Below are 20,232 nucleotides of genomic sequence, written 5' to 3'. Positions count from 1 at the left end.
TTCACGGAAGCTTGATCACAAGTCCAATCGGCAGCTTCTTCAATTGTGCATCCTTGATGCCATTCAGCTTCTGCAATTCTTTCCAGCGAGATCCATCTCCTAGGTTGGCTTTAGCTACAGACCACAAGGAGTCTCCAGCTTTGAGTGTGACGGTCTTGGCCTGGATTTTTTCATTGGGCCGCGATGCTTTAGTTTTTGTTTTCGAAGCAGCAGTATCCTTACTATCCTTGAGCGGCACCACTTTTTTGGCGGCATAAAAAATGAACTGCTTCATCTTGATATCATACTGGATATCCCCCACGGTACCCGCTGTCTCCTTCCAGTCGAAGCTCTCAATGGAAACAGCCATATTAATGGTGTACCTTGCGCTGGAAAAGAACAGCCTGACGGGTCTGCCCGTCTGCATCCAACGGATAAACTTTTTCACATATTCATACGGATCACGGTAAAATTGCTTCTGTACTGCCGGATGACTTGCATCAAAATTCAAATGATACGGACTGTAGTCTGCTGGAAAAACCCCGCTGAAACTGACTTCACGCAGCTTCGGCGACTTAATCACGTTAATCTCACCCAAAGCGCTCACGTTAAACGTACTACCGTCTCCCGAATCCGAAAACTCAATGCTCTCTGGTGTCACCGGGAAAAACATGTATTCGGAGCGGTTATTGAAGCTAAGCTGAATATAATATTCCATCTAACCGTACACCCCCTGGGCGCTGGAGACGATCTGACTGTTCAGTCCATCGGTGATTTTGCTGATGATGCTGTCCACGTCATGTCCGCTGTTAATATCCCCGGTCGTGACCTGAACAGTTGGTGTCAGACTGACAAATCGCTGAATCGCCTGCATCTCAGCAAGCTCACGCATCAGTTTCAGATCTTCACTGGTTACATCCACTGTGCCATCCACGTCTCCGATTTTGTCCACCTGCCCAATATTGTTAATTTTGTTGATGTTACTCATGTTGTTGTTGGGAACAACGGTAGGAGCGGGTGCTGTTGGCATCGATGGCATGGAAGGTGTTTTGGGAGTAGAGCCACCGAAATTCCCGGGTAAACCTGTTTCTTTGGAATTCGGATCGGGTAAGGAAGGAATTTTTGATAATAGTTTTTTTGCTACATCTTGTCCCTTGTCAGCAACTTTAGGATTGAACTCTCCATCCATCCGATTCATGTGGAAAACATCTTTGTCACTCTGTGGCTCCCATGATTCCAGCGTATCCTTCCATTCCTTAATGTTTTTGCTACCAATGTTAATATCGGATTCTGACATAACAGACAAGTTTGTACCAAAGGTGTCGTTAATAAAAGAAGCAACCTTGCCAATTGCCCCTACTGCTCTGCCCAGAAAGTCCTCAATCCCTACAATAATATTGTAAAACATCTGCATCGCGAACATTCCCAAGTCGTAAAGCAATTTTTGGAATGCATAGATTGGGTCTTTGAACACATTAGCTATGAAATCTGCGAAGATGGCAAAATAATTCCACATTGTGGCGATTACAACTCGTACCATCTCCCCAAGCAGCATAAATGTACCGATAATTGCTCCCAAAATCTCAGTTCCCGTTATACCCATCATGCTTAAAATACCGATAACTGCTGCGATGGCAGCAATGACGAGCAAAATTGGCCAATTCAGCAATAACCAGGCTGCAACCAGACTGTAAACTTGGATAATGACCAAAGCCAGAACCACAAGCGCAAGCGCCATGAGAATCGGCTGAATAATATCCCAGTTTTGTTGGACCACACTTGCAATATACAGAATGCCATCTACCAGCATTGTCAACGCATTTGCCGCAACCGTAAATGCATTGCTAATCCATTCAATAATGCCAGTGAATTCCCCATTGGCAAAAGCTTCATTCAATCGATCCAGCAAAGGTGTCAAGGCAACAAGGGCTGCCTGTCCGATCTGGCCAAGAACTCCGTTGAATTGATTCACAAGTATGTTCCACTTCTGTAATGGTGAGTCAAGCATGGTGTCAAACGCTTGTTGAGTATATCCTTGTTTTTGCAGAATGACATCAAGCTTTTGTATAAAAGCATCCAGATTGGATGAATCAATACTTTGTTGCAGACCTGCTCCATTCAAAATCTCTTCTGGAATATTAAAAGAGCTTGCTAGTTCACCGTTATCACCATTCATTGCAGCAACCAAAGCACCGGATGCATCCGAGATACTTTTCCCGTCTGGAGAAAGCATGCTTAACCGTTTAGTCATGTCTCTCAGCTGATCAACCTGATCCGTATTCTGTGCATATGGGATGAGTGATAATGCTCCTTTCAAAGCATCCGTAACATTCTGTCCGCTCTTGAAAGCTTCCGCACGGTATCGATTAAATATCGTCTCCCCCTGAGCATCATCACCAGTAGTAGCCATATATCGGTGCTTCAAATCCTCTTCCTGCGCCGCTGGAACAAGAACAGCTTGTCCTGCTGACTTGATCATGCTGATCCAGGCTCTTACACGCCCAGCCCCCTCCGAAAAAGCTGCATTCACTTTGGCTTGTTCCTCGGATACGCCCTGTAGCAGTCTGGATGCCATTGCGATACTGTTCAATCGAGCAGAATTAAACATGGCACTTATAGCAGCAGGTAATTGTTGAAATTGCGTTACTATACGTGTTGAAGTAAGGTACAGTCTTGCAAACATGGCATACATTCATTTCTCCCTCCTTTCCCTTTTATTTTTTCCGGGCGCGGTTCTTGGACCGCTCTTTCTTCTCTTCCTCTACCCGAATGGAGATCATCGCATAGATGGCCGCTCGTTCTCGCATGGAGAAGGCCATTAGCTCATGCGGTAAAATGTTCAATTCGTGGAGAGCGTAATAAGCCAGATTGGCTTCGGAATCGCCCTCTCTAATTAGTTTTTTACGTCATCCACCAGTTCGTTCATATCCTGATTGAAGCCGTTCAGCTTTTGTACCTGTTCCCCGAGCGAAGCAAATTCCCCAGGCAACAGCATTTTCCGCAAAAGCGATTCCGCCCCCATCACGCCATACGAGCGCTGAAGTTCTGCATTTTTCAGATCGGGATAGACCACGCTGGCGCTCATCAGGCGAGCCATGTAATCATTGGCATCAATGTCGGGTGTGTATACACCGTTTTTGCCCTTGATTTTGCGGGTAGCCGCCTTGCGGCATTCCTGGTTCTCGTCTTCGGTCATGCTGCGCAGCTTCCATGCAACCGGTTCGCCTTTCTCATCCTTAAAACGGGAAGATACGATAAATTCCTCCGTTGTATCCGCCACTGCATTTTGTGCAAAAAACATACTCAATCCACTCATTTATGGTTCCTCCTCTAAAGTTAAGCTCCCCACCGCATGAAGCGGCGAAGAGCAGCATACTGTCCTTTATATCTGTTGCTGATGTGCTGCTAATGTACAATTTTTCTCCTCATGTGAAGAGAATGTGCATGAAAATCTGGACACACCAAATAGCCCGTAACACAGGCAAGTTGAACAGGTTTATTTTACAAACCCGCTACTAAAGTCAAACTCGTTATAAATCTATAGTTCATATGTCCGCAACTACTATATTACTTCGGCAGATTAAACGATACAGGCATATCGACATCTTCAAAAGTAAAGCTCACTTCTTCCTCCAGCGCCTCCGCTTCAGTATCCAAGGATGCCATGATCACACTGTCGAGGTTTACGCCTTTGAGAGTCACCGTCTGTTTGCCAATGGTAGACGAAGGATCTTCGTTGGTCACTTCAATGTCGAAGTAAGTGTCAACGCCATTCTGCATATACTGAAGCATCAGCTCGCGGAAACGGGATGTGGTATAAAAGATCGTCATGGAACCCGAGCCGGACCAACCAGTTGCTTTGTGCTGTACACCGCGTCGTCCGAGGGTTTTGACCTCTGCTTTTTGCTTTTCCACGGTTGCTTCAAGTGTCTTCACATAAAACATTTCTTCCGTCTGTCCGTTAATCGTTGCGTATGCGCGGCCTTCCTGGCCGGAAATCGTATCGCTTGCTTTCAAAAACGCCATCTTAAACCACCTTCACTTTCATGTATACTTTTTCAACCGAATCTACAGGTTGGACCTGAATCTCGATAAGAATGCTGTCGGTTTCATTTCCCGGAGTAACTGTGATATCAGTTTTGGAATCAAAATTTTGAATCGCCCCGATATCCTGAAGCTGCTTCAGATAGGTGACACACTGAGAACGGAACAGGCTACGCCCGTCTTCGTTGTTGTTTACTTTGCCGATAAAATAGGACTCAAAAATCCGTTTCATGTCGTTGGCAATGCCATCGAGTACGCGTACAACACGGTTTTTGGCAAAATGACGTGCCTTATCCGGTGAAACCGAACGGAACGTGTTAACATCCTGCTCTACCACCGCGCGGTTGCTGCTCGCCGTAAACACAAACTCGCCATTGCGCAGTGCCGCTTCTGTCTCGCTATGTGTCAATCGTCCATTAACATCCACCGCATCGTCATAGGCACGGAACGTCAGAGATTCATTCAGGTTAGCTCCAGCTGTTGCGCCGGCTGTCCATGCTACGGTTTGTTTTGGCGTAAGAATGGTACCGTCTGCGAGCACAACACCATTTTTAACACTAATCACGCCTTCATGATCCGCAGCCGGGTAATCAGACAGCACCAGTTGTACCTTCTTGCCTTCGGTGTCGCGCAAACGCTTGATGTAGGCCGTGTAGACTGACTTGAGTGTGACATCGTCTGAGATCAGACCAACCGTGTTAAAATCCAGTACTTCCAGCTTCGTCAGGAAATCCGCATGCTCCTGGTTGGTTGCATTACCATCCTGTCCACCTGTTAGTGGAAGTGCAGCTGTTGTTGTGAGAGCACCTTCGCCAGTGAATGTAACGTATGCGTTGGACTCCAATTCTTCGATGGTGGGCACGGTTTGTTTATCCACTTCTTTACCCGCAAGCAGGGTCGAGACATCGAATTGATCCGGGTCATTGATATTGGCGGAGATTACAACTGCCAGATCGTTACCACGCACACCGCCGTGTTGAGCAGTTACCGTCAGTTTGTCCAGTGTTGCCTTGGCCTTTGTTCCTGTATTCAAACCATAAAGGAGCAAAGTCTGCGCCCGTTTCAATGCCTCACGGATGAGCAGCAATTGCGGTGCTGTCCAGTCATAGCCCAGTTTGGCTTGTACATCTTGACCTGCCTGTACGGTCAGGATTGTGCCAGCTTGTCCCCATGACAATGGAAGTGCCAAAGCCACTGTTCCTCGCTCACCTACCGTACCCGGCAATGAACCCTCCGATGCAAAATTCATATATACGCCAGGGCGTACCTTGTTTTGAGTCGTCCATGTTCCTCCAGCCATTATTGTGCCTCCCCATTCATAAATTGTTGGATGTGTTGCTGTGCTTCTTGCAAGGTGTATGTTTGTTGTTGCAGCAGCACTGCTGCCAAAATGTCTTTCTCCATGCGGCTGAATTGCCGAGATTCGGCGAACTTTGATTTGCTGTATTTCTGGTTGTTTTTCTGTTGAGCTTCCGTTTTTTTAGGGTCCGGTTCTTTTTTTGTAAACATCGCCAATGCGCCTCCTATTCCTTTCATACTGATCCCCTCATTTGGTTAGTTATTCTCTTGTAGCTTTAAGTGCGGTAGGTCGCTGTTCCAGTTGTTGTATGGTAGCGGCGGACTCCGACACTTTGGTGGTTCGGATGGTATAGTACACCAGCATTCGCGCCGTGTCGCTCTCCGTTTCCCAACGCAACTCCGTTGCGCGATAGGGTGTGCCCTCCACGTCGATGGTTTCCAGTGCTTCAAACAGCTCGTCCGGCAGGGTCGCCGGAATATCGTTTGCTTCGAGCCAGCGGATCTCAAAGGCATGAGACTGGACGAAGCGGTCGCTGCGTTCCCGGATAAGTTGGGCAGATAGCAAGCGGTAGATGATACCTTTGGCATCAGGGTTGGGGCTTATTGTGCCAGTTGTCAGGTGGATTGGGATGTTAGGGAAATGCTGCGTGAGCTTGCTTGCAATTGCTGTGGTTAGTTGGTTTGTGATCATTGTTCTTGTTCACCTCCTTTCTAACGATGAGATCTGCTTAAGCTAGGTTTTTCCAATCTAACAGAGAACGCATCTGAGGCAGAGTTATAGATATACGTTTAGGCATGTCTTGTAAAAGATGTAATCAGCGCCACCAGGTAAGAGTTTGAAGCACTTTCTTTATACTGACACTATAGTGGTACCACTACTGTAATAGTGAATTCCAGTACCTTCACCTCCTGCCCAGGCACCATCAGTTCTATTAGATTTTGTAATATACAGCGCCAGTTCCAACTCACCATCCACATTGAAGCCTGCTGGAATATTAAAAGAAGCATACGGTTTGTTTCTAGTTGAGTAGCTGTTTTGGTTGTTGTAAGATACATAATTAACAGAACCACTACAACCAAAACTCTTTCTTGTTGAGTCCAAAAATAAACTAGTCAAATTTGCACTTACATCAAAGTTGTACCATGTGTAGTTATCGTTGTTAATATTACCACCAGCTATACTCAGAAGACTGAGTCTATTAGCGTTAGTATCGACTAGGCATAAATCCATACTTGCTGCATATTGATTTATTCTTGTAGGAGTATAGCTAGTTCCGAAATTAATCGAACCTGTATTCATTGTAATCAGTTTTGTTCCGGCAGGAAATTTCGCAAATGAAGCCCATTTAATTCCATCATAAGATGTGCTTATAGTCACATTACTCTGATTGTTGGTGATATTTAAGTTTTGGTATCGTCCTTGTTGGATTTTCTCCACGTTACTCGCGATCGTTACAAATTGGGCATCTGCCGCTGTTGGTACTCCCTTGCCAGTAATCGCAGCGGCAATCGATGCTTTACCGTTACTGACAGATTGAAAAAGTGCATCGTAATCTGTTTGATTGAGAACCCGTTTGAGTGTTGGTGTAAATGCAACTCCGTTAGTGGTAGCGATAAGCCCAGTGTCAAACATATAAATTTCAGGATTACTTCCACCTGCAAAACGCATAACCAATCCGCGAGCACCAAAGTTTGCATGAGTATTTTCAAAGCGATAAGTGGAACCATCTAAATAACAATTACTCCCATACAAGGCTAAACCGGTAGAATTGGACGAAAATCCTCCCCAACTACTGAATTTGACTTTGCCCGTTAATTCACCACCAGTACGCGGTAAACTAGCATTCTTTGCATTTGTCTCAGCCGCAACCCTCGCATCCCTAACCGCCTTCTCCGTCGCAGCCACCGTCTCAGACGTCCCATCCGTCTTACTCGATAACTGCACCTTCCCTTTCTGCGTCAATGACGCATCGGGAATGTCCATCTTGCTCACCGCTTCACGAAGCGTATCCAAATCCGCCTGTGTCGCAACGCCTGCATCAATCTTTTCAAAAATTCCGTTAATACTCTCCCGGTTTACGTTCTCGTTCCCCAAGGGCAGAGGCAATTTCAGTCGATCCGTTTCTTTTGGCATTACGCCCACACCTCCAGTTCATTCCACGTCAGGGACGCGGCGTCCAGTTCATCCCAGGTCATCTGTTTGTTGTCCAGATCGTCCCAGATCAGATAGCGATACTCATACTCCACGGCCATATGGGCCGGTTTCAGTTCATCAATCGCCCGCTTCAAATCATCAATATTGGGCGGAATGCCCATCGTATCCACAAAGCTCACCGTAAAGCTCCACACTTCCGGCTGAAACGATACATCTACCTTGCCCCCGGCATACGCCTCGGCTACATTCGCCACCAGCCTGCCGGAAAATTTCCCGGCACCCCGCAGCTTCGACTCGACCACCGCACGCCGCTGATCTACGGGTTTGAGACGATCCGTCTCAATACCAAGCTCCTGCTCCCAGAAGTTCAAGCCCCACGTCGCCGTGCGGACAAAAAACTGATCCAACGTCTCATCCAGCGCCTGATACAGCAGATCCATCTCGGTTCCTTTGGACTGCATATCCGCCTGCATCACACGTGAAGTCTCATAGTAACTCGGCAAATACGAGAACAGCTCCCGCCCTTTTTCACTCGTCAGTCCAACATTTACAACAGAAGGAGCACTCATGCTCTGTCCCCTCCCTTCCTTTCACATCAACGTAAACACCTTCGCTCAAATGCTGCGTTCCCGAGCGGCGTACCGCACGACCCAAGCACTCTTCTTGCCCGCCACTTTCTTCATTTCCAGCTGAACCGGATGCCGCATAGTCAGAACATTCCCGATGTCCCACACTACCGCTGCCTCCACATCTGCGCTTTGCTTCCTCCATTACACCTCTACTCATGCACATCCACCGTCCCCAGCACCGCCACCTGATTCGCTGCCATCTCGATATTCTGGTCGCTCACACCGTTCACGGTCAGCTCTGAATAGTCGATAATCGGCGGAATGTCGAGCAGGATCGCGGCAATACGGGTGAAGCGCACAAGTGGATCTGCAAAAGCCAGCTGTTTCAAATACGCGGTCACCCCGCGTTCGATCAATGCCCATACATCTGCCAACGTCGCATCACTTGCCAGCGTCAGCTTCACCTGAATGTTCATCGGTACTTCCTTGGCTGGCATCACGGACACCACTGGCCCAGCCGGTGCAACGCCTTCACCCTGACCATCCTGCGTCGGGTCCACGTATTTCTGCACCGCCGCCACCAGATCGCTACCTGCGGCACGTTTGTCCGTATCCAGCAAATACAATCCCACCGTGCCCGGCCCTTTCCATAACGGAATAACCCGCGTTGCACCAACACCCGGCACCTCACTGGCCCATTGCACATATTGCGACTTGTTGCCGCTTGTCCCCTGGTTGCGTACTTTGGCACAAAAGCGTTCCAACAGCGCCGTATCTGCCTCAATATCCGCACCGCCTTTAATCACCTCAACGTTCGTGACGGAAGTCACACCACTTACAGGTGTCGACAGCACAGTTACGGTGCCCGCAGGCACATTACTTTCTTTTCCGGCAACGAGCGCCCGCACACCAACACTACCCAGACCATCTTCTCCCAGCTCCACACGACCAACGGTTTCATATTCGAGCGAAGCCTCACCGGAGATTTCATCTGCCAACGTAGCCACAACCGTACCCGCAGGAATCACCTTGCCCGGCGCACCCACGAATCTAACCGTACCTTGTGCCGCCACCGCAGCCCGCCGCGTAAGGCCATGCTCTCCCGCCCGCAGATCCAGCTCTTCCGAACGAAAATTCGGATCACTGCTCGCCGCAGTACTCGCAAACCCCCGACGAAGCAGTTCCTGCGCCCACAAAGCCGCCTCAGACAGCATAAACGCGACCGGAGCCTCCGCATCCCACAGAAACGATCCCTCCGACTTATCCAGATCCGCGGGCAGACGATCCAGCATACGCTGCATAATCTGTTCCTCCGTCTGGTCCTCCAAATAACGCGGAATCTCAGCCATCCCGTCAGATCACCTCACTTTCCAGAATAAACATCTCTTCCTGCACACTCGCCACCCGGCACGAGAACATACACTGCTCCCGATTCCAATCAAACGTAAACTGGTCTACCGAATCCGTGCGAGGATCGGCCAGCAACGTCTCCGTCACCATCCGGGTAATCTCACTTTCCATCACACCCCAGCTGTCACCCTGACCCAACAGATCTTCCAGCTCCGAGCCATAGTTTCGGGAGTAAATCACATGTCTGTACCGCGGTGTCTTCACCGCCTTGATACACCACTGCACCCAGGCTTCATGCGCACCTGCCGCAGCGACTTTGCCACTTGGAGTCAGAACAAAATCCCCCGCATCGTAATCGAATCGCCAGCTCCGTCCAAATCGTACCTCTTCCGAAGCCACTCCTGACAGATCTTCCTCATCTCCCCATACCAAGCCCGTTTCCGGGAACAAACTAGGCATTCGCACTCACCACCTTACACAGCACCACAATGTCGTTACCGCCATTCACCCGCATCGCCAGCACACGGTCTCCAGCTTTCAATCCTTTACCAAGAGACCACACCGCTTCTTCCACTTCCCCTTTTTGCAAAAGAAACCGTCCCGTGCCCGTCGTTCCGCCGTTTGCCACGTCAGGTATACCGGAAATCGCGCCAGCAGCCTCGCGCTCCGGCAACCCAAGCGTGCCCGGTAACTCGGCCACGAGATAGTCCTGCACTTCGTGCTTGAAATCATCCAGCTTCACGCCAGATGAAGTCATCGTGCCCAGCACAGCGCCCATGCCGCTCACAGCTTGACGGGTATGCGTACTCATCGCACCCCGCATGACCTCGGCAAAATGCCCGTACGGATCATCTTTATTCAAGGTAAACCCTCCTTTTCACCATCTCGACTGTACCCAGCTCCAACGTCATCGTTCCAGGTCCGGCGGACAGATCACGGCTAACCGACATGACGATCAGTTTCAGCCCTTTGAGCAGCACCGCGTCTCCGGCACGAATCGTATTCACATCTGGTGCAGATACGGTAAAGGTCTCCTGAATACCCGTCAGACGGCTTTTCGCCAACTTCTTGGCAGCAGTCGCTGTTTTGACCTGATCATCCTCGATCAGCTTTTGCAGCGTACCCAGTTCGGCTACACCATCCTGCTCAATCGCCAGCACTTTGGAAGGAACCTCTTTGCCGCTGCTGGACTCCGAAGCCGCCATCACTTTAACTTTGGTGACCGCACCTTCGAGCGTACGCATCTGGGTCAGATCGATCAGCCGATCCAGCTCGTGCACCTTTGCATTACTGCCCACCTTGAACAGCTGCAACCCGCCCGGCGTCATCCGCGGATGATACATATCCCCACCGGACTTCACCGTTTCCTTCAGATCGGCAAACATCATCGAAAAAATCGTCTGCGACCGATACACCGCTTTGCTCAGCTTCGTTTTGGTATCCGGCAGCGCGGCGTATGGAATTTTCCATTCCTTGGCGTACGTTTTGAGTCGTTGCGTGGCAGTCTGGTCTTTCGGCAGCAGGAACTCATCCTCTGATTTTTCCAGATAAATCATCCGGTCGTATACGGTCAGGGACAGTCGCTTGGTACCGCTGTTGGAGCTTTCCACTTCCCAGATGACCGCAGGGTGCAGCAAATGGACCATTGATTTTTCGCCAAAAGGAACCCCGCTGATCCGCACCGCCATGCCCGGTGAGATCGCAGGTAGAGCTACAGACGCAGACACCGCCAGCCGGATGTTGGCCTGATAGGCAATCTGGTCCAGCGAGTCCTTCAGCGTAATCGTCTCCACCAGCTTGGTGATGTCATATTTGTCGTCCACAATGACCTTGTAGGTCATGGCATCACCAGCTTCTGTCCCGGCTTGATCCGGTTCGGATCGCTGCCGATAGCCTTCACATTGAGCTTGTAAATCTCGTTCCATTTGGAACTGCTGCCCAGCTCAAGCTTTGCTATTTTGGACAGGGAATCACCGGATTTGACAGTGTAAGTCTTGCTGCTTGTTTTCAGATCAGTACGAGAACCCGACTTGCTCGCAGATGTTGCACCGCCAACCTTCTCCACTTTGGAATCCCGCCACGTTCGCAGCGTAATGTCAAAGTAAATATCCCCGCTCTCACCGCCCCGAAAAGTCGTATTGTGAGAGATCAGATACACTGGCACGTTCACCCCCGTGTTGGTAATGATGAAGCGCAGCGGCTTTTTCGATACCAGAAACGTATTCAGCATATTCATCGCTACCCGCGGATCAGGCAAAGGCTCGTACATGCAATAGGACGCATCGTATTCTTTTGGAAAAAAAGAAGAGAAGGTGATCTCCTTCACCTTCTCTCCCTGCGCAAAATCAAATTCGCCATGCTCCAGCATATTGATCGTTTCGTACCCTTTGGATCGGGAGATCGTCAGTTCTTCCGGTTTCACCGGAAATTGAAACTTCGTTTTCCCATCGATCAGGGTAAATTCCATTTTGATACCTTCCACTTTATCTTCAAATACAGTCATGACAGGCCTCCTTTCTGCTTAGGCCATAATGGTTTTGCGGTTTTCCATCGCACGGCGCACTTCGCCTGCAAATCTCATTCCAACCTGATGTGAAATCGCATCGTAGTCGATGGCGTTCTCCCGGACAGTCACCTGCACAGCTCCTTGTGGTACGTTTACGGAGATCTGATTGGTCGTCTCGGTTTTAAAATCCTTCAGGTAACCGGACAGACTGCTCATCTGGTCTTCGGATATTTGTACCGTCATCGTGGACGATTTGCCATTGGCATTCGTTTGGGATCCGTTACCGAGCGCCATCGCTTGGGACTGCATCACGCTTGTTCCCAGGAGAGCGGCTGTCGTAGATTGACCACCATTGCTGTTCGCATAAGCCATAGGCCCAGTTGTTGTGAGCACAGATGGAATATAGGCAGGTGGCATTGACGGACCAGTGGGTACTGGTGTTGGATTAGCAACCGCCGTTGTTGCCGAGACGGTTTTTTCTTCTTTTTTGGAACCAAAGCCGAAGAAATTGGATATGCCACTTGCAATGTTCTTCGTTTTTTCAGAAACAAAATCGGCTGCAGTCGACAACGCTTTGCCTGCACCTTCCGTGGCATTGGACATGAAGTTTCCAATATCTTTCGCTTTGTCCCCAATCCAGCCTCCCGCCGAACTGCCAGCCCATCCACCTAAAGCTCCACCAATATACGTGCCGATTCCAGGTAAAATAAAACTGCCAATGGCACTACCAATCGCGGTACCAGCAGTCCCACCGATCATGGATCCAACAGCTCTCCCACGCTGCTCGGGAGGAGCAGTGGCAACATTCGCTACATCAGCGAGCATACTAATCGGTCCAAGCAGTTTACCCGCTCCCTTCGCAAGTCCCCCGCTCAGTTTGCCGAACATACCATTACCCGAAAACATATTGGACATTGGCGAACCAGGCAAATTTGCGCTAAAGCCATGTCGATTCGGATTCAATTTTTGATCAAAGTCCATTTTCAGCTTTTTCTCTTCTGCATGAGGCATGTTGGTAATGATTTTTTTCGCACGATCGGAAGCAGACGTTTTTACAGTTCCAGGTGCACGTTCCTGGTAGGACCTAGAACCGCTCTTGTAAGGACCTTTTTTTCCGCCCTCTGTTGCGGCTACAGTTTTAGCATTGCCACCACCTGCATTTTTGGTTTTTCCACCTTTAGCCCCGCCTTTTGAAATCCTCCCTACAAGGCTTCCACCAGAGCAGCAGCAACATTGGGAAGTATTGCTTGAACTTGATTTCCCTTTGATTTTTTCATAGAAGAACTTAACACCACTCCCAAGCTTTCCGAGCAAGTCCGTTGCATTATTTAATGGATCAAGAAAATCATTACTTTTTTGTGCCATTTCCCGTATCCAACTTATTTCTTCTTCCTTTGGTGCGTTCTTTACCGTATTATTGTTGCTCCCAATGTTAAGTGACAGCGAAGGCCCGCTCGCCGGACTCATCTTCCCCATTGCCACTTCAACCTTTTGCTTCACCTCAACCGATACGGTTCCTGATGCCTTTACCATCTGATTTCGGAAACTGTTCAGTTTTGCCAAAGCGCGATCCAAAGCTGGGCTTAACCGATCATCCAATCCAATCTTGGGCGTGATCCGCAACCTGCTCAAGCGAACAGCCGTACTATATATACTTTCCAGCCTACGCCCGGTTGTTCTCAGCTCATTGTTCACTTTAATCAGACTCTGATAGCGAACTCTGCCCAGTCGTTCCGTAGAACGCTGGATCTGATCCAGATATCGGATGGTCGTTCGCATTTCCGCATTGGATTTGGATAAACCCACAATCATTTCTGCCATTTCTTTCACCCCCTGTCCGATCTAATCATCGATTCATTTGCGAGGTGATCGCTGCCATTTCCTCTTCTGAAAAAGCAATCAACAGCGAGCGCTCCCCGCGTGGCAAAGACCAGAACTCTCCGGGCCGGAGATGATGACGCACCCACATATGATACAGGAACGTGGTCATCCCGCCGGAGTGAATCAGTTTTTTAGGTCTTCAATCTCCACACCGAAGCCGGACAGCTCAAGTACCTTGTCGCCAACGGCATCCAGCTCACCCGCGAGCAGCATACGGCGAACCGCCTGTTCCCCACCGGACAGCTTCATGCGACCCGTGATGCGGTTGTCTCCCCAACCGGACAATTCCAAGCCGCGAACATTCATTTTCACCGTTGCCTCGGAGATTAGCAGCGCATTAAACGTTTCGGTATCCACCTTTTCCTCGGTGCGGCCTTTGACCGTTTTCCGAATGGTACAGCGTTCGCGGATCTGATCCACTTTGGAGGAGGTCAATCCACGCAGAGTCAGCAACAGATCCAAACGTTGAATGCGTACATTCTCTTCCGGCAAACGTTCTGCTGCTTCAAACAACTGATCCAAAATTTGTTCTTCAGACATATTCTCGTTCATACTCATGGGGTGCGATCTCCTTCTCATTTCACAATTGGGTTAATACATTTCCATATTCAGGGACAACAAAGAGACCGAGAATTCTCGGCCTGCCTGTGTATCCCACTTCTGTTAAGTCTCGTTGCCCGTATGCCTGATTAGACAAGCTTCGTTACGAGGTCTTTCCGAAGTTCAAAGTCGTTCCATCCTTAGTTCGCTACAATTGGATTTAGAAGTTCAAATCCTTCAAATGTAAAACTTGTTTCCTCTGGAACTTCCTCACCCGCTGTCCAGTTGGCGAGCTGGATTTTGTCCACCATGCAACCTTTCAGCAAGACACTCTCATGACCGTATGATTCTGGATCGTCCACCTTCGAGATGATCTGGAACTTGGTGAAACCGCGCTGGATCATGTCCGAAGTGACTTTGTAACCCGTCATGGTACCTGTCCCTTTTTTCGCCCCGTTTTTGTGAACTTTCCAATCATTTCCGACCAGATTCAGCTCACGCTTCTCGATTTCTACGCTGGCCTCCAGCTTATTAATATTTGTCTGCCACACACCATCGATATGCAGCTGACCATGGGTACCGAGAATTACTCTTGACGCATCCAACATGACAATTCCTCCTTGAGATTAGAAAATATCGTATATACCATCCGTTCAACGAACAGTAGTTTCTTTTAAAACACCATTCTCTTCTACACAAACCTTATTGCACGTAAAACGTTCCAAACAACTGCTCCATCACATCCGTCAACTTCACGTTCCATTGCAGGAATACCTGATCCGCCTCTGGCTTGAGGATTGGTGCAGCACCATAATACGCCGGGTCGAGAACGACATCATATCCCTCAGCTTCGATGACATTGCTCTGTGCGAGCAGCGCCAAATAGGCTTTCATCGCACCGATCAGCGCCTGACGACCCTCTTCCGTATTGTTTACTTTGCCGATATACGTATCTTCAGCAGAGCGCTGCAAATCCGTATTAATCGCATCCATAACACGAATGGAACGGATTTTTTTCCAGGCATTATTCTGTCCTGCGGAAGGGGTCACGAGTGTATTCACTCCGCGAAGCGCCTTCACCTGACGTCCATCATGGAAGAAAATAAATACGCCATTCTGTACAGCCTGCTCCTGTTCTGCACGAGTCCAGCGACGCGTCACGTCATCGAACGGAGAAGGTGCGTATGTTGTGGATTCATTCAGGCGTTGTCCAGCAATCAGACCCGCGACATAAGCAGACGTTTCCGCCGAGCTGTAGAATGCATCTCCCAGACGCACACCCGTACCAACATTGATTACCCCCTCATGGTTCAACGTGAGCGAACGCGCTGCCGCCTTCTGTGCTGCAGTCGCAGAGGTGTCTTCTGCCGTAGTACCGCCGAATACAGCCATCACAGGTTTACCCTCACTGCGCACACGTTTCACCCATGCTGCAAAGCTCGCCAGCAAAGGCGCATCCGCCGCATGATCCAGTGCCAATACGTCAAATTGCTCGCCTTCCAGCGCGCCCTGCACAGCAATATACTCCGCATTGGTCAATCCATCGTTGCCACTTGCACCACCTTTGAACGCCGCTCCCGCAACGGTTGCAACGACACCTGTGCCATCGCCAATCGCCTGAGCTTTAATCCAAATGTTGCTTTCATCCGCATTGATCTCTTTCGCCAGCGATGCTGCCGAAATATCCGCAGTCAGCAGTGCATACAGCATCCGGTTGCCTTCAAACAACCGCACTTCATGCTTCGTATTATCAATTACCCCGGGCTGAATGGTGACGTAGAACCCGTTACCTCGGTCACCCGGATACTTGGCGTCCAGTTGCAGAACGGCTGCATCACTGCTGTCTTTCAGCGTAAGAGTCGCTGCTTTCGCCGTCTCTCCTGCTACCCGATAAGCGAGCAGCTTTTTCGGTCCACCCAGCAGGGCGAGCTTCAAGGATGTATAAGCTGTACCGTTATCCAGGGCATGCGCCGAGAAAATACGCTCAATTGCAGCTTCACTGCCAACTTCAACAAAAGTGCCCACCGGACCCCAGTTTGCCTTGATCGGCACAACAACCGTTCCGCGATTACCAGCCTGAATGGCCGAAGACGCTGCCGCCTGAAAATTCATATATAAGCCCGGAAGTACCGGACGATTCGTTTGCTCCCAAGTTCCGCCTGCCATTATCCCTTCACCTTCGCTTTCATAAATTGGTTGATGCGTTCCTTCGCTTCCTCAATGGAAAACGTTTCTTGCGCTGCTTCATACAGCGCACCATAAAGCACCTCTGCCTTAACGGCAAAGAGGGCTTCGGCATGATTCATCAGCTCGGCCCGCGTATATTGCGGGGCGGCCTGTTTGTTTTTTTTCGCTGAGCTTGCCATAACCATCTCACCTCATTGTTTGACTACTGAATTCGTTGAACCTGATCTTTGCACTATAATTTTGACCTATGAATTTTTGTCCCTATAAACCTACGAACCTATGAATTTATAAATTTGAAGCTAACGTATGATATTGAATTTCTCATCTGGAACTCCATCGAGAGTCCCTCTCGACTAGCACTTACTCTATCCCTTTGCTATGGTGAATCTCGCGGATCAATGGCACATCCGTACCCGGACGGCGAATACGCTGCTGCAGCGTCAGACGAATCTGCCCGTTCAAGAAGGCGTCTGACTGCAAGTCGGCAGAAACTTCATCGACCGTCACATATCGCGTACCGTCTGTATCCGTCAAAGCAATACGGGTCTGCACAGCCAGTTGTTCAACCAGATGTGTGACCGTATGGCGGACATCTCCCACATTCGCAGCCAGTACATGCCCAATCCATTGCTTACGAATCTCCAACGCAGAAGTCCCTGCGTTGGTTGTACTGCATCCCGTCAATCGCCACAGTATAGACTTGGCCTTATAACCTTCAGGCCAGACATCTCCATATACGGACCATTCCTGTCCGAGCTGAGTTCGTGTCCAGCCCTGAAGTGCAGCCATCCACGAATCTGTGGTTTCAGCCTGAGCGTATTCCACCGTTTCCGGAACATACACCCCAAATCGCAGGCTACGCGTAACCAGTCCAGAACTGGCGTCCACACGATCGCAATCCGAAGAACCCAGATAAATACAGGTAAATGCCCCGCCCTCTTCATCCTCCAGCCTGATCTGATGCAGTCCTTCCATCAGCTCTGCTGACCATACTTCTACTTGTTCAGCACCTCCATCTTCGGGGCGTGCATATGGAGAAATTTTGATGATCCTCCTATACCCGGCCCAAGCAGACTTCGGTACTTCTTCTGCAAAAGCAATCACGGCACAGGGTCCGGCTAACACCTCTCCCGGTGCAGGAATATCCTTTACTCGGCCATTCCATGCCGGGACAAGAGCCTCCAGCTTCTGCTTCAGCGTTCGCCTGATGACGTTGCTCACTTGCCCTGTGCTTACCGTGTTGTTTACCCCACTACTCATAGACACATTCATTTCGCCCCCTTCAGCTGCAAGTCTGCGATCTGCCCACATTGTGCAGCGACAATGTTGCAGCAGCGAATTCCCCCTTTAACTCAGCCTCTGCGTATCTACCGGCGCGAAAGCTGGACACTATTCACCGCAACAAAAAGACCGGCCCCTTGTGGCCGATCTGTACATTAGCGTATGTGCTTTCGGTGTGTGTCGTTTGCTATTGATCCGATAATACAATCTTACACCCTTTCATCCCTAGCGCGGATGGTGATTCGTACGACTTCGGTGCGAATAAGGGTGTATCTGGGGTGGAAAAAAGACGACTCAGCGTGTCTCATGCCATCAACACCTTATTTCAGCGTAACCTTCGGATTCAACGTAATCTCAAACGCACGTCCCCAGATGAAATCGGGGTTCGCATATTCCAGCAGTGCACTGCAATACTCCGCATAAGCTGCTTCGCCATTACAAATTTGTTTTATCGCTACGTTCCCTTGAGCAAAAGCTGTTTTGTTCGCCAGTGCCGTGGTATAGGTCTGCATCAGATCCCTGAGTAAAGTCTGCAAATGAGCGTAATCCTCTTCGGAGTTAAAGAGTGACATGTTTTGATCCGCAAGGGTTGCCACATTGGTATACAGCGCATGCGCTCTGGAATACGTGCGGATATCTGCAATCGCTACTGCTTTATAGTAGTAATCTTTCAGGAAGCGTTTGAACAACAATGATCCCTGTGCATTCATGGCATCTCGCAACACATGGGCATGTGTTTCTGTTGTAATCAAAGCATAACGGGATTGTCCCATACCCACAGCCATACCGATTTTGTTCCCCGGCGTATTCCATGCACTGTAACCCAGAACCCGACCCGTATACGGACTGTTCAGGAGTGCTTCGGCTACATCGACGTTGGCTGGACCTTTTCCTACAAAATCAATCAGCACCGAAGGCAGACCCTTCTCACTATTGCTCGTCAATTGCGCCACAGCCGCCTGCACCTGATCCAGCGCCGTAATGGCAATAATCTCAATGTCCACCGGTTTTTTACCCGGTTTTCCTGGATGACGATTCGTCATGCGATCCAGCTCAGACGCCATATCAAACGAAGAAGCTTCATCGACAGATGTAGCACTCGTCAATTCATTTTCATTTTCCACATCGGAAGTTGTATCCGTTGCCACATCAGGCTCTGGATAAGTGGAATCCGCTACAACCACACCACCTACAATATCCACATGGCGTACCACATTCTCGTGCACATTCATATATTCGTAGGGATTGATAATCGTGGAACCATGAGGGCCGAAATATTTCACCGCATAACGATTCTTCTTCCCACCGCGCAGCAATTGGTTCGCCATACGTGCCACCAGAGCGTGACCCAGGCCATCCGCATCTGGAAGGATAATCGCCCGATCGGGATTTTGTCCATCCGTCCCACCGAGCCATTCATTGATCCGAGCTTCCACATAATTGATCTCGTTAATCTGAACGCCTTGCGTATTCGCATCGTCGACTCCTACGCCGAGGAAGTCAATATATCCTTTGCGAGCAAGCTTATCCAGAATGTACAGGTTCGTTTTGAATTTATGTTGTCTGGTGTTGTAGTACTGCTCTTTATTAAAATACGTTGTTTCCCCATATTCCGTAGACTCTGGAGAAAGGTTGTACCCGTTCACAATATCCTCGAATGCCGTAAAGGACTGCCGCGGCTGCTGCATCAGTGCACGTGATTCGTTGTAGGCATCCAATGCGAGACCATCTGCAAATGAGGTGGTGGCGAGTCGCATAATGGTATCCATCACAAACACCGGTTTGCGTGGATATTTCCCTTTAACTGCTTTGATCACATCGAGCAAACGGGTGGTGTCCTGATCGTAATCAGGATATGTGCCGCCTCCACCTTCACGAAGCTGACGACTGCCGATCAGACCACCATAAGCCAGCATATCGGAAGAGATGATGAATCCATCCACTTTAGCCGCATTTTTCAAAATGAAATCATGAATGTTGGACGGTTTACCGTACGTAGGCGTAGACGTTCCAAGCAACGTTGTGCCTTCTACCATTTTCTCGGAATCCAGACGATTTTGAATGTCACCCAGGTGCGGTGTAATGAAATGGATACCGGCTGCTTTTCCTTGTACAACAACGTCATCCAGATTGGCTGGACGATCATCCAGTGGAACATACAATACTGTTTTCATATCCGAAAACCTCCTGTTAGATAAGTTGAACTAGAGATGTTACACCTTGTCACTGCGATTGCAGTACCATCTTCCGATCTCTCTTATCCCCAGATTTTCTTGATCCCTTAGTTCAAGGGTAAAATCCGGTGCTAAAGGCGAACACTTCGCTTCTTCAGATTGGTTCTGCACTCTCCGTTTTGGTGTAAAAATTAAATTCAACTTATAATGATGTATTCAGTCTTTCTTTAATACCCGATCAGAGCAAGGGTGCAATCACCGCATAAA

At 49.2% G+C, this 20,232-nt stretch carries 22 protein-coding genes; all 22 read right to left on the bottom strand.

The window, feature by feature from the left end:
- Window position 1 precedes the first annotated feature (1 nt).
- Window positions 2–697, bottom strand: a complete 696-nt coding sequence (locus tag ACDJ58_RS04945) for a LysM peptidoglycan-binding domain-containing protein (RefSeq protein WP_413375996.1) — start codon at window positions 695–697, stop codon at window positions 2–4.
- A complete protein-coding gene (locus ACDJ58_RS04940) occupies window positions 698–2,671 on the bottom strand; it encodes a hypothetical protein (protein WP_413375994.1) in 1,974 nt (657 codons plus the stop codon).
- A gap of 201 nt (window positions 2,672–2,872) precedes the next feature.
- Window positions 2,873–3,295, bottom strand: a complete 423-nt coding sequence (locus ACDJ58_RS04935; RefSeq protein WP_413375992.1) for a phage tail assembly chaperone — start codon at window positions 3,293–3,295, stop codon at window positions 2,873–2,875.
- Between the two features lie 251 nt (window positions 3,296–3,546).
- Window positions 3,547–4,005, bottom strand: a complete 459-nt coding sequence (locus ACDJ58_RS04930) for a phage tail tube protein (RefSeq protein WP_017690162.1) — start codon at window positions 4,003–4,005, stop codon at window positions 3,547–3,549.
- 1 nt (window position 4,006) lies between these two features.
- Window positions 4,007–5,323: a phage tail sheath family protein gene (locus tag ACDJ58_RS04925; protein WP_413375990.1), complete on the bottom strand. Its 1,317-nt coding sequence runs from the start codon at window positions 5,321–5,323 to the stop codon at window positions 4,007–4,009.
- The gene (locus tag ACDJ58_RS04920; RefSeq protein ID WP_413375988.1) at window positions 5,323–5,532 is read right to left on the bottom strand and encodes a hypothetical protein; all 210 of its coding nucleotides are present in this window, start codon (window positions 5,530–5,532) and stop codon (window positions 5,323–5,325) included. The genes ACDJ58_RS04925 and ACDJ58_RS04920 overlap by 1 nt, the downstream gene beginning before the upstream one ends.
- Window positions 5,533–5,581: 49 nt before the next feature.
- Window positions 5,582–6,013, bottom strand: coding sequence for a DUF6838 family protein (locus ACDJ58_RS04915; RefSeq protein WP_413375986.1), 432 nt, complete (start codon window positions 6,011–6,013; stop codon window positions 5,582–5,584).
- Window positions 6,014–6,172: 159 nt separating this feature from the next.
- Window positions 6,173–7,456: a tail fiber protein gene (locus ACDJ58_RS04910; RefSeq protein WP_413375984.1), complete on the bottom strand. Its 1,284-nt coding sequence runs from the start codon at window positions 7,454–7,456 to the stop codon at window positions 6,173–6,175.
- Complete coding sequence (locus ACDJ58_RS04905) at window positions 7,456–8,046, bottom strand: YmfQ family protein (protein ID WP_413375982.1); 591 nt, start codon at window positions 8,044–8,046, stop codon at window positions 7,456–7,458. Before ACDJ58_RS04905 ends, ACDJ58_RS04910 begins: the two co-directional genes overlap by 1 nt.
- Window positions 8,006–8,263, bottom strand: a complete 258-nt coding sequence (locus ACDJ58_RS04900; RefSeq protein ID WP_413375980.1) for a hypothetical protein — start codon at window positions 8,261–8,263, stop codon at window positions 8,006–8,008. The genes ACDJ58_RS04905 and ACDJ58_RS04900 overlap by 41 nt, the downstream gene beginning before the upstream one ends.
- Complete coding sequence (locus ACDJ58_RS04895; protein WP_413375978.1) at window positions 8,256–9,395, bottom strand: baseplate J/gp47 family protein; 1,140 nt, start codon at window positions 9,393–9,395, stop codon at window positions 8,256–8,258. The genes ACDJ58_RS04900 and ACDJ58_RS04895 overlap by 8 nt, the downstream gene beginning before the upstream one ends.
- A 4-nt stretch (window positions 9,396–9,399) precedes the next feature.
- On the bottom strand, window positions 9,400–9,855 hold the full coding sequence (locus ACDJ58_RS04890) for a DUF2634 domain-containing protein (RefSeq protein ID WP_413375976.1): 456 nt from the start codon (window positions 9,853–9,855) through the stop codon (window positions 9,400–9,402).
- A complete protein-coding gene (locus ACDJ58_RS04885) occupies window positions 9,848–10,258 on the bottom strand; it encodes a hypothetical protein (RefSeq protein WP_301879698.1) in 411 nt (136 codons plus the stop codon). The genes ACDJ58_RS04890 and ACDJ58_RS04885 overlap by 8 nt, the downstream gene beginning before the upstream one ends.
- Complete coding sequence (locus tag ACDJ58_RS04880) at window positions 10,251–11,237, bottom strand: phage portal protein (protein ID WP_413379475.1); 987 nt, start codon at window positions 11,235–11,237, stop codon at window positions 10,251–10,253. The genes ACDJ58_RS04885 and ACDJ58_RS04880 overlap by 8 nt, the downstream gene beginning before the upstream one ends.
- On the bottom strand, window positions 11,234–11,863 hold the full coding sequence (locus ACDJ58_RS04875) for a LysM peptidoglycan-binding domain-containing protein (protein WP_413379473.1): 630 nt from the start codon (window positions 11,861–11,863) through the stop codon (window positions 11,234–11,236). Before ACDJ58_RS04875 ends, ACDJ58_RS04880 begins: the two co-directional genes overlap by 4 nt.
- 54 nt (window positions 11,864–11,917) lie before the next feature.
- Window positions 11,918–13,723: a hypothetical protein gene (locus tag ACDJ58_RS04870; protein ID WP_413375974.1), complete on the bottom strand. Its 1,806-nt coding sequence runs from the start codon at window positions 13,721–13,723 to the stop codon at window positions 11,918–11,920.
- A 183-nt stretch (window positions 13,724–13,906) separates the two neighbouring features.
- Entirely contained in the window at window positions 13,907–14,341 is a 435-nt protein-coding gene (locus ACDJ58_RS04865; protein ID WP_053783415.1) for a phage tail assembly chaperone, read from the bottom strand.
- Between the two features lie 182 nt (window positions 14,342–14,523).
- Window positions 14,524–14,931 carry a phage tail tube protein gene (locus tag ACDJ58_RS04860; protein ID WP_064640174.1) on the bottom strand — a complete coding sequence of 136 codons (408 nt, stop codon included), beginning with the start codon at window positions 14,929–14,931 and terminating at the stop codon, window positions 14,524–14,526.
- 94 nt (window positions 14,932–15,025) lie between these two features.
- Window positions 15,026–16,489, bottom strand: a complete 1,464-nt coding sequence (locus tag ACDJ58_RS04855; RefSeq protein WP_413375971.1) for a phage tail sheath family protein — start codon at window positions 16,487–16,489, stop codon at window positions 15,026–15,028.
- Complete coding sequence (locus ACDJ58_RS04850) at window positions 16,489–16,689, bottom strand: hypothetical protein (protein WP_413375969.1); 201 nt, start codon at window positions 16,687–16,689, stop codon at window positions 16,489–16,491. The genes ACDJ58_RS04855 and ACDJ58_RS04850 overlap by 1 nt, the downstream gene beginning before the upstream one ends.
- A gap of 181 nt (window positions 16,690–16,870) precedes the next feature.
- The gene (locus ACDJ58_RS04845; RefSeq protein WP_413375967.1) at window positions 16,871–17,776 is read right to left on the bottom strand and encodes a hypothetical protein; all 906 of its coding nucleotides are present in this window, start codon (window positions 17,774–17,776) and stop codon (window positions 16,871–16,873) included.
- A gap of 335 nt (window positions 17,777–18,111) precedes the next feature.
- Complete coding sequence (locus tag ACDJ58_RS04840) at window positions 18,112–19,965, bottom strand: DUF4127 family protein (RefSeq protein ID WP_413375965.1); 1,854 nt, start codon at window positions 19,963–19,965, stop codon at window positions 18,112–18,114.
- Window positions 19,966–20,232: the final 267 nt, after the last annotated feature.

This window comes from Paenibacillus taichungensis, assembly GCF_047302525.1.
Lineage (GTDB): Bacteria > Bacillota > Bacilli > Paenibacillales > Paenibacillaceae > Paenibacillus > Paenibacillus taichungensis_B.
This window is presented reverse-complemented; position numbering and strand designations above follow the sequence as displayed.

Bases quoted from the DNA above. Each gene is read 5' to 3' on its own strand.
- ACDJ58_RS04880 (WP_413379475.1), bottom strand. From the start codon at position 11,237: ATGACCTACAAGGTCATTGTGGACGACAAATATGACATCACCAAGCTG.
- ACDJ58_RS04910 (WP_413375984.1), bottom strand. From the start codon at position 7,456: ATGCCAAAAGAAACGGATCGACTGAAATTGCCTCTGCCCTTGGGGAAC.
- ACDJ58_RS04850 (WP_413375969.1), bottom strand. From the start codon at position 16,689: ATGGCAAGCTCAGCGAAAAAAAACAAACAGGCCGCCCCGCAATATACG.
- ACDJ58_RS04840 (WP_413375965.1), bottom strand. From the start codon at position 19,965: ATGAAAACAGTATTGTATGTTCCACTGGATGATCGTCCAGCCAATCTG.
- ACDJ58_RS04860 (WP_064640174.1), bottom strand. From the start codon at position 14,931: ATGTTGGATGCGTCAAGAGTAATTCTCGGTACCCATGGTCAGCTGCAT.
- ACDJ58_RS04915 (WP_413375986.1), bottom strand. From the start codon at position 6,013: ATGATCACAAACCAACTAACCACAGCAATTGCAAGCAAGCTCACGCAG.
- ACDJ58_RS04920 (WP_413375988.1), bottom strand. From the start codon at position 5,532: ATGTTTACAAAAAAAGAACCGGACCCTAAAAAAACGGAAGCTCAACAG.
- ACDJ58_RS04870 (WP_413375974.1), bottom strand. From the start codon at position 13,723: ATGGCAGAAATGATTGTGGGTTTATCCAAATCCAATGCGGAAATGCGA.
- ACDJ58_RS04895 (WP_413375978.1), bottom strand. From the start codon at position 9,395: ATGGCTGAGATTCCGCGTTATTTGGAGGACCAGACGGAGGAACAGATT.
- ACDJ58_RS04905 (WP_413375982.1), bottom strand. From the start codon at position 8,046: ATGAGTGCTCCTTCTGTTGTAAATGTTGGACTGACGAGTGAAAAAGGG.
- ACDJ58_RS04935 (WP_413375992.1), bottom strand. From the start codon at position 3,295: ATGAGTGGATTGAGTATGTTTTTTGCACAAAATGCAGTGGCGGATACA.
- ACDJ58_RS04945 (WP_413375996.1), bottom strand. From the start codon at position 697: ATGGAATATTATATTCAGCTTAGCTTCAATAACCGCTCCGAATACATG.
- ACDJ58_RS04940 (WP_413375994.1), bottom strand. From the start codon at position 2,671: ATGTATGCCATGTTTGCAAGACTGTACCTTACTTCAACACGTATAGTA.
- ACDJ58_RS04900 (WP_413375980.1), bottom strand. From the start codon at position 8,263: ATGAGTAGAGGTGTAATGGAGGAAGCAAAGCGCAGATGTGGAGGCAGC.
- ACDJ58_RS04855 (WP_413375971.1), bottom strand. From the start codon at position 16,489: ATGGCAGGCGGAACTTGGGAGCAAACGAATCGTCCGGTACTTCCGGGC.
- ACDJ58_RS04925 (WP_413375990.1), bottom strand. From the start codon at position 5,323: ATGGCTGGAGGAACATGGACGACTCAAAACAAGGTACGCCCTGGCGTA.
- ACDJ58_RS04930 (WP_017690162.1), bottom strand. From the start codon at position 4,005: ATGGCGTTTTTGAAAGCAAGCGATACGATTTCCGGCCAGGAAGGCCGC.
- ACDJ58_RS04875 (WP_413379473.1), bottom strand. From the start codon at position 11,863: ATGGAATTTACCCTGATCGATGGGAAAACGAAGTTTCAATTTCCGGTG.
- ACDJ58_RS04865 (WP_053783415.1), bottom strand. From the start codon at position 14,341: ATGAGTATGAACGAGAATATGTCTGAAGAACAAATTTTGGATCAGTTG.
- ACDJ58_RS04890 (WP_413375976.1), bottom strand. From the start codon at position 9,855: ATGCCTAGTTTGTTCCCGGAAACGGGCTTGGTATGGGGAGATGAGGAA.